The 12,826-nt window shown below is 64.4% G+C and carries 13 protein-coding genes and 1 riboswitch; of the genes, 11 read left to right on the top strand and 2 right to left on the bottom strand.

Annotated elements, in window-relative coordinates; genetic code table 11:
- The first annotated feature begins 51 nt into the window (after window positions 1–51).
- From SINAR_RS0105865 to SINAR_RS0105820, 10 genes are all read left to right on the top strand, one after another.
- The gene (locus tag SINAR_RS0105865) at window positions 52–2,169 is read left to right on the top strand and encodes a TRAP transporter permease (protein WP_027998214.1); all 2,118 of its coding nucleotides are present in this window, start codon (window positions 52–54) and stop codon (window positions 2,167–2,169) included.
- On the top strand, window positions 2,166–2,540 hold the full coding sequence (locus SINAR_RS0105860; RefSeq protein ID WP_027998213.1) for a DUF1850 domain-containing protein: 375 nt from the start codon (window positions 2,166–2,168) through the stop codon (window positions 2,538–2,540). Before SINAR_RS0105865 ends, SINAR_RS0105860 begins: the two co-directional genes overlap by 4 nt.
- Before the next feature lie 47 nt (window positions 2,541–2,587).
- On the top strand, window positions 2,588–4,402 hold the full coding sequence (locus SINAR_RS0105855; RefSeq protein WP_027998212.1) for a sensor histidine kinase: 1,815 nt from the start codon (window positions 2,588–2,590) through the stop codon (window positions 4,400–4,402).
- Window positions 4,399–5,745 (top strand): sigma-54-dependent transcriptional regulator, encoded by a 1,347-nt coding sequence (locus SINAR_RS0105850; RefSeq protein WP_027998211.1) that lies wholly within the window; start codon window positions 4,399–4,401, stop codon window positions 5,743–5,745. Before SINAR_RS0105855 ends, SINAR_RS0105850 begins: the two co-directional genes overlap by 4 nt.
- 403 nt (window positions 5,746–6,148) lie before the next feature.
- Window positions 6,149–6,379: riboswitch (cobalamin riboswitch) on the top strand.
- Window positions 6,380–6,553: 174 nt separating this feature from the next.
- Window positions 6,554–7,603: an ABC transporter substrate-binding protein gene (locus SINAR_RS0105845; protein ID WP_027998210.1), complete on the top strand. Its 1,050-nt coding sequence runs from the start codon at window positions 6,554–6,556 to the stop codon at window positions 7,601–7,603.
- Between the two features lie 5 nt (window positions 7,604–7,608).
- A complete protein-coding gene (locus SINAR_RS0105840) occupies window positions 7,609–8,643 on the top strand; it encodes a FecCD family ABC transporter permease (RefSeq protein ID WP_033057007.1) in 1,035 nt (344 codons plus the stop codon).
- On the top strand, window positions 8,640–9,446 hold the full coding sequence (locus SINAR_RS0105835) for an ABC transporter ATP-binding protein (RefSeq protein WP_027998208.1): 807 nt from the start codon (window positions 8,640–8,642) through the stop codon (window positions 9,444–9,446). The genes SINAR_RS0105840 and SINAR_RS0105835 overlap by 4 nt, the downstream gene beginning before the upstream one ends.
- A gap of 4 nt (window positions 9,447–9,450) precedes the next feature.
- On the top strand, window positions 9,451–10,245 hold the full coding sequence (locus SINAR_RS0105830) for a class I SAM-dependent methyltransferase (protein WP_027998207.1): 795 nt from the start codon (window positions 9,451–9,453) through the stop codon (window positions 10,243–10,245).
- Window positions 10,246–10,468: 223 nt separating this feature from the next.
- Window positions 10,469–10,867 (top strand): hypothetical protein, encoded by a 399-nt coding sequence (locus SINAR_RS0105825; RefSeq protein WP_027998206.1) that lies wholly within the window; start codon window positions 10,469–10,471, stop codon window positions 10,865–10,867.
- A gap of 160 nt (window positions 10,868–11,027) precedes the next feature.
- Entirely contained in the window at window positions 11,028–11,213 is a 186-nt protein-coding gene (locus tag SINAR_RS0105820; RefSeq protein WP_027998205.1) for a hypothetical protein, read from the top strand.
- A gap of 2 nt (window positions 11,214–11,215) precedes the next feature.
- On the opposite strand, the gene SINAR_RS0105815 is transcribed toward SINAR_RS0105820, so the two are convergent.
- Window positions 11,216–11,662 carry a PPC domain-containing DNA-binding protein gene (locus SINAR_RS0105815; protein ID WP_027998204.1) on the bottom strand — a complete coding sequence of 149 codons (447 nt, stop codon included), beginning with the start codon at window positions 11,660–11,662 and terminating at the stop codon, window positions 11,216–11,218.
- Window positions 11,663–11,763: 101 nt separating this feature from the next.
- Window positions 11,764–12,342, bottom strand: a complete 579-nt coding sequence (locus tag SINAR_RS0105810; protein WP_027998203.1) for a dioxygenase family protein — start codon at window positions 12,340–12,342, stop codon at window positions 11,764–11,766.
- Between the two features lie 261 nt (window positions 12,343–12,603).
- On the opposite strand from SINAR_RS0105810, the gene SINAR_RS0105805 reads away from it, so the two are divergent.
- Entirely contained in the window at window positions 12,604–12,813 is a 210-nt protein-coding gene (locus SINAR_RS0105805; protein WP_027998202.1) for a dodecin, read from the top strand.
- Window positions 12,814–12,826 lie beyond the last annotated feature (13 nt).

Genomic DNA, 12,826 nt, shown 5'->3' with positions numbered 1-12,826 from the left:
GAGGTTTAATTGCGGTGGCGCCGCCGGCCATGCTGGATTCGGGGAGGAATCATGATCAACGATACCAATGAACAAAGCCGTGCCATGTCTGCCGAACTGCACCGGCACGACGCCTTGACCCAGGCCTTTCCGGCGACATGGGACGGACGGATCCTGTTTGCCATCGCCCTTGCCTTTTCCGTGTTCCAGATCGCCACCGCGGCGCATCTCGTCGATTTCCCCAGCCAGATCGTGCGCGCGGTTCACGTCGGTTTCGTCACGGTCCTCGTCTTTCCTCTGCTGGCGACGCTGGCAGGCCGCGGCGCGGCCGCGAAGATCATTGCCTGGGGCCTCGCCTTCCTCGGTGCAGCGGTCGCGTTCTATCAGTGCTACGAATATGCGGAGCTGCTGGTGCGTGCCGGCGACCCGTTGCCGCGCGACATCGTCTTCGGGGTCGTCGCGCTCGCCGTCGTCTTTGCCGCCGCCTGGGCGCTGATGGGACCGGCCCTGCCGATCATTTCCGGCGTATTTCTGGCCTATAGCCTTTTGGGCGAATATCTGCCGCCCCCCTTCGATCACCGCGGCTACGATTTCTCGCAGGTGATCGACCACATGGCCTATGGAACGGAAGGCATCTACGGCATTCCGACTTTCGTCTCCTCGACCTATGTCTTCCTTTTCATACTGTTCGGCGCCTTCCTCGAAAAGGCAGGCATGATCCGGCTCTTCAACGATGTTTCGCTGAGCTTTGTCGGCAATAAGCGCGGCGGAGCCGCGAAGGTGGCGATCATTTCCTCCGGTCTGATGGGCACCATTTCCGGTTCCGGCGTCGCCAATGTGGTGACGACCGGTCAGTTCACCATTCCCCTGATGAAGAAGTTCGGCTATCGGCCGGCCTTTGCAGGCGGCGTCGAGGCAACGGCGTCGATGGGCGGGCAGATCATGCCGCCCGTGATGGGAGCGGTCGCGTTCATCATGGCCGAGACGCTGGGCGTGGAATATTACGAGGTCGTCAAGGCGGCGATCATACCCGCGATCCTCTATTTCGCCTCCGCCTTCTGGATTGTGCATCTCGAAGCCGGCAAGTACGGGCTGCTCGGCCTGCCTAAGGAGCAACTGCCCTCGGCCAAGGCGGCAATCCTCGAGCAATGGCACCTGATCCTGCCTCTGGCGGCGCTCGTCTGGTTGCTGTTTTCCGGCTATACGCCGCTTTTCGCAGGCACCGTCGGCCTCGCCTTCACCGGCCTTCTCATCCTCGGCAGTTCGCTCGCGCTGGGCCTTCCTGCCGGCGTCATCCGGATCATCTTCTGGGTGGGTCTCGGCCTCGTTGCGGCCGCCTTCTTCCAGTTCGGCATCGGCGTGATCGTCGCCGCACTGACGCTGCTGATTGCCGGCAACGCGTTCTTGAAGGGCGGACGGGAGACGCTGGTGATATGCCGCGACGCGCTTGCCGAAGGGGCGAAAACGGCACTTCCGGTGGCCATCGCCTGCGCGCTCGTCGGCGTCATCATCGGCACGATGACGCTGACCGGAGCGGCCAATACCTTCGGCCAGTTCATCGTCTCGGTCGGTGGCAAGAGCCTGTTCCTGTCGCTGCTTCTGACCATGGTGACCTGCCTCGTGCTGGGAATGGGCATTCCCACCATCCCGAACTACATCATCACCTCGTCGATCGCCGGGCCAGCGCTTCTGGAACTCGGCGTGCCGCTCATCGTCAGCCACATGTTCGTCTTCTATTTCGGCATTCTTGCCGATCTGACCCCGCCGGTGGCGCTTGCCTGCTTCGCCGCGGCGCCGATCGCGCGGGAAAGCGGGCTGAGGATCTCTATCCAGGCGATCAAGGTGGCGGCGGCAGGCTTCGTCATCCCCTTCATGGCCATCTATTCGCCGGCCCTTATGCTGCAGGATGGCGGCGCACTGGCCGGATCCATCGGCTATCCGGCTGCCGTTGCCTACATCGTCGTCAAGACGGGCCTGGCGATCGCGCTATGGGGTACCGCCGTGGTGGGCTTCGCCGCGGTCCGGCTCAGGGCGTTCGAGCGGGTCCTCGCAGCCGCTGCCGCCTTTACGCTGCTGGCGGCCCTGCCGGTCACCGACGAGGTCGGCTTTGCACTCTCCGCGGCTTTCGCCGTCCTGATCTGGCGGCGCGCCCGCCACGCCGCCGGCGGGCAGAAGGCGGAACCAGCATGAGCGCGCTTGCCTGCATCATCGGCGGCAAGGCCGTCACCGTTGCTGCAGGTGTCTTCACCCTCGGCTGGACCCATTCGGTCGAGAAGACCGAATGGCAGGAGCGCTGGGCCGTCACGACCGGGGGTTTCGTTCTCGAGGAGGCGCGCGTGCAGGGTTCGGGTGCCGGAATGGAGCCGGGAGAGAATGCCCGTCGCCAGGGCGGCTGGTGGGTCTGGACGCCCGACCTGCCGCCGATCCCCGAGCTCGTGCTGGCCGCCTCTGGGGCGACCGTCTCCGGCTGGACGCTTTGTGACGCCGGCGGCTGCCGAGAGCTCGCGGCGCAAAGCCAGGACCCCATCGTCCTGCGGCCATGCGATAGCCCGAAGCCATAGCGCCGTCGCCGAGGAGAAGTACAGGCAGGAGGAATGAGACCACGGCAATGATGCGCAACATCGGCAGAATGACCGTCCTGATGCTGGTCTTGACCTGCATTGCGCCCTTCGTGGCCTATCATCTCGCGCTCGGTGCGGCGATCGGTTCGCTGGAAGGGCAACTGCAGCGAAGCCTGGTCGTGACGAACAGGGCGATCGAGACCGAGATCGAGCGCTTTCGTTATCTGCCGCTGGTTCTCGGGGAGGATGCCCGCATACGCGCCCTTGCCGGAACGGAACGGAGCCCCGACGTTCTCGAAGCGGCAAACCGCTACCTCGAGACGGTGGTCGCACAGGCGGGAGCCGCCGAGCTCTATGTCCTCGACGAGCGCGGCATTGCGCTGGCCGCCAGTAACTTCGCGACGCCCGAGACGTTCGTCGGGCACGACTACAGCTTCAGACCCTATTTCGAAGATGCGCTTCGCACCGGCGCGGGCCGTTATTATGCGATCGGCGTCACCACCAGGAAACCGGGTTACTTTCTGACCTCGAGGATCGACGTGCCGGGCCGGCCGCCGATCATCGTCGTCGTGAAGGCCGATCTCCTGCCTTTCGAGGCGACATGGAAGGCTGCGGGCGTCCAGACCGCGATTGCCGATCAATGGGGAATCGTCTTTCTTTCCGGCAATCCGGACTGGAAATACCGCCCGCTCGTGCCGCTTTCGCCAGAGGCCTTGGCGCATGTAGAAAAAGAAAGGAAATATGACGGTGTGAATGTCGCCGCGACGAGGCCGATCCTGCCGACGAGCGTGGCGGCACTGCCGTCCGGAGAAGCGGAAGCTCCGGCGCTCCTTGTGGAGGAGGGAGAGCAGCAGCTCGTGGCGAAATTCTCGGTCGTCCAGCCGGACGGCTGGCTGGTGCTGGCGGCAACGAGCGCCGGCGACACCGGAAAGGTCGCAGGTTTCTGGGCGCTTGCGGCGCTGATCGCCGGCATCGTCGCCACCGGGACGCTTTATTTCCTTCAGCAACGGGCGCTGATGATCCGGACACGCCTGCGTCAAGGCGAGATCCTGGAGCGAAAGGTGGCCCGGCGAACCCGGGATCTCGCCCGCGAAGTCGAGATGCGCAAGCGCACCGAAGACGAACTGCGCCACGCACAGGAGGGGCTGATCCATTCGGAGAAGATGGCCGCTCTCGGGCGGATGTCGACGGCAATCGTCCACGAGGTCAGTCAGCCGCTCGCGGCGCTGGAAGCAACGCTCGCGACGGCCGGTGTCCTCCTCGAGAAGGGGGGCACGGAAAAGGTTGGCGAGCGGCTTCTCGACGCCCGTGCCCTGGTCAAACGAATGCAGCGGACGGTCAAGCACCTGAAGACCTTCGGCCGCAAGGGAGCCTCCGATCTCGAGCCCGTCGACATGGACCTGGTCATTCGCAACGCGCTTGATCTCGCCGCACCAAGGGCGAAGACGCTTGGCGTCGTGCCGTTCTACGATGCATCGGGGCCGGCACCGGTCGTCACGGCCGTTGCGGTGAAGCTCGAGCAGGTCATGCTCAACCTCATCCTGAATGCGCTCGATGCCGTCGAGGGCAGGGAGGGGCCGCTGATCCTGATCCGGCGAACGGTCGAAGCCGGGCGTGTGAGCGTCGTCGTCACGGACAACGGGTCAGGGATTGCCCCTGAACATCGCGACCGGATCGCCGAGCCCTTCTTCACCACCAAACTCACCGGCGAGGGACTGGGTCTTGGCCTCGCCATCGCGACCGCGATCCTGCGGGAGTTCGGTGGCGAGATCACCTTTGCGGAAGCCCCCGGCGGCGGTACGGTGGCAACCGTTTCGATGCCAATCGGCAGTCGATCCGCCATTGTAGAGGCAGCGCAATGAGCCGTGGGCGCATTCTCCTGGTCGATGACGATCGCGATCTTCTGAAAGCCGCCACCGACTGGCTGGAGATCAGCGGTTTTTCGGTCTCCGCCTTTGACCGGGCGGAAGAGGCCTATAGGCAGCTCATGAGCCACGAGCCGGACGTGGTGATGACCGATATCCGCATGCCGGGCATAGACGGCATGACGCTCTTGAACTCGATCGTGCGGACGCACGGAGAGGTGCCGGTCATTCTCATGACCGGCCACGGCGACGTGACCGTGGCGGTCAAGGCGATGAAGCAAGGCGCGGAGGATTTCATCGAAAAGCCCTATGACGCCGACCACCTCCTCTCCGTCCTCGACAAGGCGGTCGAAAAGCGCCGCATGAAACAGGAGATCGCGCGGCTTCAGGGACTGATCCGGGAGGGCGGCGGCATGGAGATTGTCGGCGACAGCCCGGCCATCCGCGATCTTCGCAGCCGCGTTGCAATGCTGGCCGACGTCGACATAGATACGTTGATCATCGGCGAGACCGGCACCGGCAAGGAGCTCGTTGCCCAGGCCCTGCACCGGCAAAGCCGGCGATCGGCCGGTCCTTTCGTGGCGATCAATTGCGCTGCGCTGCCCGAGAGCATCTTCGAGAGCGAGGTTTTCGGCCATGTGAAGGGTGCCTTCACCGGAGCGCTGTCGGACAGGCAGGGCAAGTTCGAGCATGCTGCGGGCGGGACGGTCTTCCTCGACGAGATCGAATCCATGCCACTGAGCCTGCAGGCGAAAATCCTTCGCGTTCTTCAGGAAAGGGTGATCGAGCGGCTCGGGGAAAACGGCCCGCGGCCGGTGGATGTCCGTATCCTCGCCGCCGCCAAGAGCGACCTCTCCGGCGAGATCGCCGCCGGGCGGTTCCGCGAGGACCTTTTCTACCGGCTCGCGACCGTGGACATACGCATTCCGCCTCTCAGGCAGCGTAGGGAGGACATAGGCCTGCTATTCGGACATTTCGCCTCGCTTGCCGCACATCGCTACGGCCGCGCCGAGCGGCAGGTACCGGCCGGTCTCGTGGCGCAATTGCGCGAGGAGGCATGGCGCGGCAATGTCCGCGAACTCAAGGCGCGGGCGGAACGGTTCGCGCTGGGCCTCGATGAACCGGCGAATCATTCCGAGGAGGCCCCGGCGTCTGCCGATGCCGCACTGCCGGATCGACTCGCGGCCTACGAGGCCCATCTGATCCGCGAAGCCCTGGAGCGACACGAAGGCGGTACGGCGAAGGCCGCCATAAGCCTCGGGATTCCCCATCGTACGCTGAACGAGAAGATTGCCCGCTATGGACTGCGGACGTCTGCCGAGAAGCGCTCGGCTCCTTGACGGGCTTCTATCGGCGGCTTCTCAGACCTGCCGGATGATGGTGCCGTTCACATTGACGGGAAGGCGCGCGGCGGTCACGGCCGACAGGCGGCCGATCTCGGCGGGAGGATAGAGTTCGTCGAAGGCGGGACGGTCATTCTCCTGACAGTCCTGATGGCGGGCAGGTGGATCCGCTTTTTGGGGTGCAGGGCTCGAATGGTGATCTCTGCCGCCGGGGGGGCAGGGACTGTGCTGCGAACCTGCGTACCTTGCAGGCGTGCTGCTGCAATGCAGAGCATCCACTGTTGACTCGTGTAATGATATAACATACTGGACAAGTCCGTGATCGGACATTGACAGCATGGGCCGGATCACGTGTGCGGGCACAACCGTCGCCTTCCACCTTGACCGGCGGCTGCGTTCCACATTAACTGGGACTGACGGTTCCCCTACCCGTGAGGTGGAGGGGATTAATAGGGAACACGGTGCGGACGACCCAAAAGGGACCAAAACCGTGGCTGCCCCCGCAACTGTAAGCGGATCGTCGTTCATCCTCGTGGCGCCAAGGCGCCAGCCACTGCGTGTGAAGCGCGGGAAGGCAGATGAGCGACCTCTGTCCGTGAGCCAGGAGACCTGCCGTCAACATCGATCCAACGTCACGGGCGGGGATGCCCGGAGCAGGAGCAAGCCATGACCACATTCCGCGCCTTGCAGCGCAGCCCTTCATCAGTTTCCCCGAGGCTCAGCCACCATTCGTCTGATCGAATCCGATCGGCCGCCTGACCACCACAGCCGCATAGCGGCCTTCAACCACATTCGGGGAAGATTCATGAACACCTTTCTGAAACGACCGCTCATTGCGGCTCTCATTACCATTTCCGCAGACGCAACGGCTCTCGGCCATCCTGCCGCCGCTGCCGAGACGACCTATCCGCTGACACTCGAGAATTGCGGGCGGCAGGTCACCTTCGAAAAGATGCCCATGCGCACCGTCTCGATCGGCCAGAGCAGCACCGAGATCCTCTATCTGCTAGGCCTTGGGGACAGGGTCGTCGGCACCGCCCTTTGGGTCGGCCCGGTTCTTGAAGGCTTCGAGGAGGTTAATACCAAGGTCGAACGCCTGGCCGACAACGATCCGAGCTTCGAAAGCGTGCTCGCCAAGAAGCCGGACATGGTGGCGGTTCAGTTCCAGTGGCAGGTCGGCCCGGAAGGCGTGGTCGCGAGGCCCGAGCAGTTCGAGGAGCTCGGTATTCCGGTCTATACGTCTCCGTCCGATTGCGCCGGAAAGGAGAATTCGGCAGCGAGCGACGGCGTGCGCCGGCAGGTCTTCACGATGGACCTCGTCTATCGGGAAATTCGCGAACTGGCGCAAATCTACAACGTCCAGGAAAAGGGCGAGGAGGTCGTCGCCGGGCTCAAGCGGCGCGAGGAGGCGGCGCGCGCCAAGGTCGCTTCGGCCGGAGGCGGGCTCTCGGCGGTCTTCTGGTTTTCCAGCGCCGCCGATGCCGACCCTTATGTCGCCGGCAGGAATGGCGCACCCGGCTACATCATGGCTGCACTCGGGATAGAAAACATAATCAAGACCGAAGACGAGTGGCCGACGGTCGGCTGGGAAACCATCGCCAAGGCCCAACCGACGATGATCGTTGCCGGCTCCATGGAACGCCGCCGCTACCCCCTCGACAGCCTGGAAGCCAAGCTCGAATTCCTGGAGGCAGATCCCGTGGCGAGACTCATGCCGGCGGTCGCCAAAGGCTACGTGTTCGGCATGGATGCGCAGGCAATGAACCCGACGATCCGCACGATCGAAGGCATAGAGGCGCTGGCGGATGCCATCGCCAAGGCCGGACTCGCCTCCAAGGGTGGGTTGGGCAAGTGAGCCGCATGCTGACCTTGGCCGGGCGCAGGGGAACCGGGCGCTTGGGTGCGGCTCTTGCCGCGCTCGTCATTCTGATTGCGGCGCTCTGGATGGGCGCTGCGATCGGCGAAACGGCGATCCCCTTCAAGACCGTTGCGCAGACGGTCGCGAACCGGCTGTGGAATGCCGGCTATCCTCTGGAGCGGATCGACGAGGGCATCATCTGGAGCTACCGGCTGAGCCGGGCAGTCGTGGCCGCTTCCTGCGGGGCGGCGCTCGCGCTCTCCGGCGCCGTCCTGCAATCTTTATTGCGCAATCCGCTGGCCGATCCCTACATTCTCGGCATCTCCGCGGGAGCCTCGACAGGCGCGGTCAGCGTCGCCATCCTCGGTGCGGGCGCCGGCCTGCTGACGCTGCCGCTGGGCGCCTTCATCGGCGCGCTGGTCGCTTTCATCCTGGTCAGCCTGCTCGCGGTGAAGGCCGGCCGCGGCACCTCGGCGATCATTCTTGCGGGTGTGGCGGGGTCGCAGCTTTTCAACGCCCTGACCTCCTTCATCGTCACCAAGGCGGCGACGGCCGAACAGGCGCGCGGCATCATGTTCTGGCTGCTGGGCAACCTTTCCGGCGTGCGCTGGCCGGATGCCTGGCTCGCCATACCAGTGACGCTCCTCGGTCTCCTCGTGTGTCTCTGGCATGCCCGTCCGCTCGACGCTTTCACCTTCGGTTCGGAATCGGCCGCATCTCTCGGCATCTCGGTCAGGCGGACCTACTTCGCGCTCGTCGGCGTCTCGGCGATGATGACGGCGGTCATGGTCTCCATCGTCGGGTCGATCGGTTTCGTCGGCCTCGTCATTCCCCATGCGGCCCGCATGCTCGTCGGGGTCCGCCACGGTGTCCTGCTGCCGGCAGCGGCGCTCATCGGCGCCGTGTTCATGATCGTCGCGGACATCCTGTCGCGCATACTCATCCCCGGCCAGGTCCTGCCGATCGGCGTGATCACTGCACTCGTCGGCGCTCCGGCCTTCGCGATTATACTTGGACAAAGGAGGGGCCGCGCATGACGCTTTCGGCCTGCGAGGTTTCATGGTCGGCCGGTGGGGCCGAAATTCTTAAGGAGGTCTCCCTCACGGTCGAGACGGGAGAGTTTCTTGGCATCATCGGCCCGAACGGTTCCGGCAAGACGAGCCTGATGTCGCTCATATCAGGCATCCGCAAGCCGAAAAGGGGAGAGGTGCTTCTGGACGGTTGTCCGATCGGCACGCTCGGACGCCGCACGGTCGCGCAGCGGCTCGCTCTGGTCGAGCAGCAGGCCGAGACGGGAGAGCGGATCACTGCGCGTCAGGCGGTCGAACTCGGCCGCACACCCTATCTGGGGCCGCTTTCGCCCTGGTCACCGGAGGATGACGCGATCGTCGACGCGGCTCTCCAAAATGTCGATATGGCGCATCTCGCCGATCGCCTGTGGCACACGCTCTCCGGCGGCGAGCGGCAGAGGCTGCACATCGCGCGGGCGCTGGCGCAGCAATCGAAGATCCTGCTCCTCGACGAGCCGACCAACCATCTCGACATCGGCCATCAGATCAGTCTGCTGGACCTTGTTCGCCGCCAGGACTTGACGGTGGTCGCCGCGCTGCACGACCTCAACCACGCCGCGATGTTCTGCGACCGGATCGCAGTGATGCAAGCCGGCCGGCTGGTGGCGCTCGGGCGCCCGCTGGAGGTGCTGACGGTGGAGCGCATCCGCGCGGTCTTCGGAATCGAGGTCGAGGTCGAACAGGACTTCGACGGAAGCTGCTCCATCCGGTACCGCGCAAGACCCCCTCAGCCCCGCCCGCGTGCCGCGATCGCCGCCGTCGGGGCCTGATCCCATGGACATGCGCAACCACCACCTGAAGGAAGACATCCGCGAATACTGGTCGAAGCGGTCGGAAACCTTCGACCTGGCCTTCGGCCACCGCATACCGCCGGGGCCGGAGCTCGACGCCTGGGCGGCAGCAATGCGCCATGCGCTCGGCGCGCGACCGATGAAGGTTCTCGAACTCGCCTGCGGGACGGGTGAGGTCACCAACGTGCTCCTTTCGCTCGGCCATGAGGTGACGGCGCTCGACTTTTCCGAGGCCATGCTCGCCGTCGCGCGACGCAAGCACGCCGGGAACGACCGGGTTCGGTTCATACTCGCCGATGCGGAACGCACCATGGAGCCGGACGGGGCCTATGATGCCGTGGTCTGCAGGCACCTCGTCTGGACGCTGACCGAACCGGAGGAGGCTTTCGCCGAATGGTTCCGCCTGCTGAAGCCGGGCGGCAGACTGCTCGTCTTCGACGGAGACTGGTCGAAACCGACGCCGCTCGGCCGCCTGGCGTCGCTTGCGGTGTCTGCCCTCGAGCGGTTCATCGGGCATGACCCGCATTACGATGGAGCCATGAGCGAACGCCACGCGAAGATCATGGAGCGTCTGCCCTTCGGCGACGGCCTCACCACCAAGAGGCTCGTCCCCTTGATCGGGGCAGCCGGCTTTCGAGACATACGGCTGTGCTCCCATTGGCCGATCGCAGCTGCCCAGCGCAGGAAAGCCGATCTCAGAAACAGGCTGAGGACATTCTTCTACCGCCGCTTCGTCCTCACCTGCGCGCGGCCTTCGGGAGATGGCGGGCGAAGTTAGAGCCCTTCCAAAGCATCTACAATCCGCTGCTGACTCTCAGCCGCCTGCCGGGGTCTTCGTTCCGCTTGCCGGGAGAGGTGCCGGCAGGCGGATGGATCGCAGACCGCCTGTTCGGCGTTCATCGAATCCAAATTCAACCGCTAAAGGAACTCCGGACCCTCGCCCGCCGTTTCCGCGTTGCTATCTCTGATGAGTTGGGGCCCAGATACGGAGGAATGAGCATATGGCACAGGAAAAGCGACTCGGTTCCACCATACCGCGCGGGGTCGTCGATACGAAGAGCGGTTCGGTCGGCGTTCCGAACCAGGCGAGCATCGAAGAAGAAGTCAGGTCCTTGCGCGAGCAGGTCGACGTACTGACGGAAAGGCTTTCCGATCTCGGCATCTATTCCGGCAGGGCCATCGCGAATACGGGCCGCAGGGCCGGGGAGATGGCAAGGGAACATCCCGCCTGGACGGCACTCGCCGTGATTGGTCTTCTTGGGCTGCTCCTTGCGGGTACGAGCCGTCCCTATTGGCATTCGCGAAGCTCCTCGCGCATCGAGGACCTGATCGCCGACATCGAGGACCGGCTGGGCGACCTGAAGGGCCGTTACTGGTCAAGCGGCTGGCGGGCCTGGTGACTGGCCCACTGGCGAGCCCTTCCTCCCGAAGACGATGACTCCGCGGGAGGAACGCGCCGCTGGTCGCAACGCCCGCCGCCCGTGACGATACCGTAACGGGCGAGCGCTCAGTTTCGGTTTCTTCGGCCTGCGCGGCCAGAAATGACGGATGGAGCCCAAGATGGAAAGTAAATCGGATCGTGCCAAGACCAAGGGGGAAAGCGGCACCGCCAAGAAGAACCAGCCTGGTAAGGTCGGCGGAGATGAGTCTCGCAAGGCGCAGGAATGGGGCGGCGGCACCAAAGCGGCAAAAGGCGACGTCAGCAGGAAAGACAAGCGCAACCCGAATTCCAGCGCGAAGAGCTGAGCTCATTCCGCGTCGAGATCGATAAGCGCTATCCCGAGTTCCGGCCGCTTGCGCCGGCGCAGTTCGGTTGGGCTTTCGCGGATGATGACCTCCAGGGTCGGACGGACGTAACCCTCGAGAAGGTGTCCGCCACGGGTCGACCCGTCTTCCAGGCCCAGAACCGCATGCATATGCAAGCTGGGTTCGCCGGCTTCGTCGCGTGCAATGTCGCCGATCGCGCTCAGGACCTCCGACTGTTCCGCTACGGGGATCTTCCTGTAATTTCTGGCTTCGATACTGAAGAAGCCTACCGTGGCACGGCTGAAGGCGCCGATCGCCGACACCGACGCGCCCGCGATGTCCTTCTGCGCTGCGAAGGCCGAAATCGCGGAAAACGCTTCGTCGCCCTCCTCGAGCACCAGAATGAAGGTGCGTTCGCTTGCGTCCTGCGCCAAAAGTCTCTGTTTCATCAATTCGTCCTCGTCTCCGGCCGAATTCTACCAGGGCCATCTGTTTCGATGTCGGCGAAGCGCCCGGCGGTTCATCCGGTGCCGACACCTCCGCGAGCGCGTCACACGACAAAATCGAACCGCCCGAACTTGCCGTCTTCCGTGTCGCGGATGTCAAGCAGCAGCGAAGGCGAATAGAGGCGGTCGCGGTCGTTCTGAGGTTCGTTGGGAAAGAAGAGCTGCGTCGTCAGGACCGCGGCACCGGGACGGCGCACCCGGAAGTGATAGTGCCGGGTGCGCCCCGGATAGAGCGCCGGGACGATGGTGCCGAACCACCAGCGTCCGCGCTTGTCCGTCATCTGATGGCCCCGCAGCCTGTAGCCGCGCGTATCGTAAGCGCCCGTGTCGTCCGCATGCCAGATTTCGACAAGGCTATCGGCGACCGGCCGGCAATTGCCGTCGAGCACGTAGCCGGCGATGGTGATGCGTTTTCCGTTCGGGGCGTCGCCGGAAAGCTCGTGCCTGAGAGGTGCGTCGGGCTTGTAGAACGGGCCTGCCGTCAGTGCGGGGGTCAGGTCCTCATCGTCGCCGCAAGCGGGTGTAAGCGGCAATGTCGGTTCCTGACCCTCGGCCCGATTGGCGACGGGCAGGGCGGGCACGGCCAGAAACGCGGCAAGCAGGGAACGTCGGGTAGGCAGCATCGCGGCCTCCTTCCTGGCCCGTTCGCGCATCCCTGACGGGGACGTCGCGTTGGACTTGGCCAGGGCACAGAATAGAGCATTTTGATCCCGATGGCAGCCGGCCGACTAGCGCAAGGCAGGCCGAATTCGCCCGATGGCTGGCGGTTCGCGCTCAACAGGGGCATGATTGTCCCTGGCGGCGATCGCGCTGTCATCCCTTGCCGCGCCCCGCAAGGAGGCTCGGCGAGCCTGGGATCAACCGTAATCCTTCAGGAGGAAATCGTGAGCGAGCACGTCTATAAGAAGATCGAGCTGATCGGCAGTTCGCCGAATTCGATAACCGAGGCCATCGACGGGGCGATTTCCCGCGCTTCGAAAACCACCCGTAATCTCGACTGGTTCGAAGTGGATGAAATTCGCGGCCAGATCGTGAACGGCAAGGTCGCGCATTACCAGGTGGTGATGAAGGTGGGTTTCCGGATCGACGAGTGAGGTGCACGCGGCG

This window comes from Sinorhizobium arboris LMG 14919 (assembly GCF_000427465.1).
In the GTDB taxonomy this organism is placed as follows: domain Bacteria; phylum Pseudomonadota; class Alphaproteobacteria; order Rhizobiales; family Rhizobiaceae; genus Sinorhizobium; species Sinorhizobium arboris.
The sequence above is the reverse complement of the archived record's forward strand: the minus strand, read 5'-3'. Positions and strand labels throughout refer to the sequence as shown.

Bases quoted from the DNA above. Each gene is read 5' to 3' on its own strand.
- SINAR_RS0105865 (WP_027998214.1), top strand. From the start codon at position 52: ATGATCAACGATACCAATGAACAAAGCCGTGCCATGTCTGCCGAACTG.
- SINAR_RS0105860 (WP_027998213.1), top strand. From the start codon at position 2,166: ATGAGCGCGCTTGCCTGCATCATCGGCGGCAAGGCCGTCACCGTTGCT.
- SINAR_RS0105855 (WP_027998212.1), top strand. From the start codon at position 2,588: ATGATGCGCAACATCGGCAGAATGACCGTCCTGATGCTGGTCTTGACC.
- SINAR_RS0105850 (WP_027998211.1), top strand. From the start codon at position 4,399: ATGAGCCGTGGGCGCATTCTCCTGGTCGATGACGATCGCGATCTTCTG.
- SINAR_RS0105845 (WP_027998210.1), top strand. From the start codon at position 6,554: ATGAACACCTTTCTGAAACGACCGCTCATTGCGGCTCTCATTACCATT.
- SINAR_RS0105840 (WP_033057007.1), top strand. From the start codon at position 7,609: ATGCTGACCTTGGCCGGGCGCAGGGGAACCGGGCGCTTGGGTGCGGCT.
- SINAR_RS0105835 (WP_027998208.1), top strand. From the start codon at position 8,640: ATGACGCTTTCGGCCTGCGAGGTTTCATGGTCGGCCGGTGGGGCCGAA.
- SINAR_RS0105830 (WP_027998207.1), top strand. From the start codon at position 9,451: ATGGACATGCGCAACCACCACCTGAAGGAAGACATCCGCGAATACTGG.
- SINAR_RS0105825 (WP_027998206.1), top strand. From the start codon at position 10,469: ATGGCACAGGAAAAGCGACTCGGTTCCACCATACCGCGCGGGGTCGTC.
- SINAR_RS0105820 (WP_027998205.1), top strand. From the start codon at position 11,028: ATGGAAAGTAAATCGGATCGTGCCAAGACCAAGGGGGAAAGCGGCACC.
- SINAR_RS0105815 (WP_027998204.1), bottom strand. From the start codon at position 11,662: ATGAAACAGAGACTTTTGGCGCAGGACGCAAGCGAACGCACCTTCATT.
- SINAR_RS0105810 (WP_027998203.1), bottom strand. From the start codon at position 12,342: ATGCTGCCTACCCGACGTTCCCTGCTTGCCGCGTTTCTGGCCGTGCCC.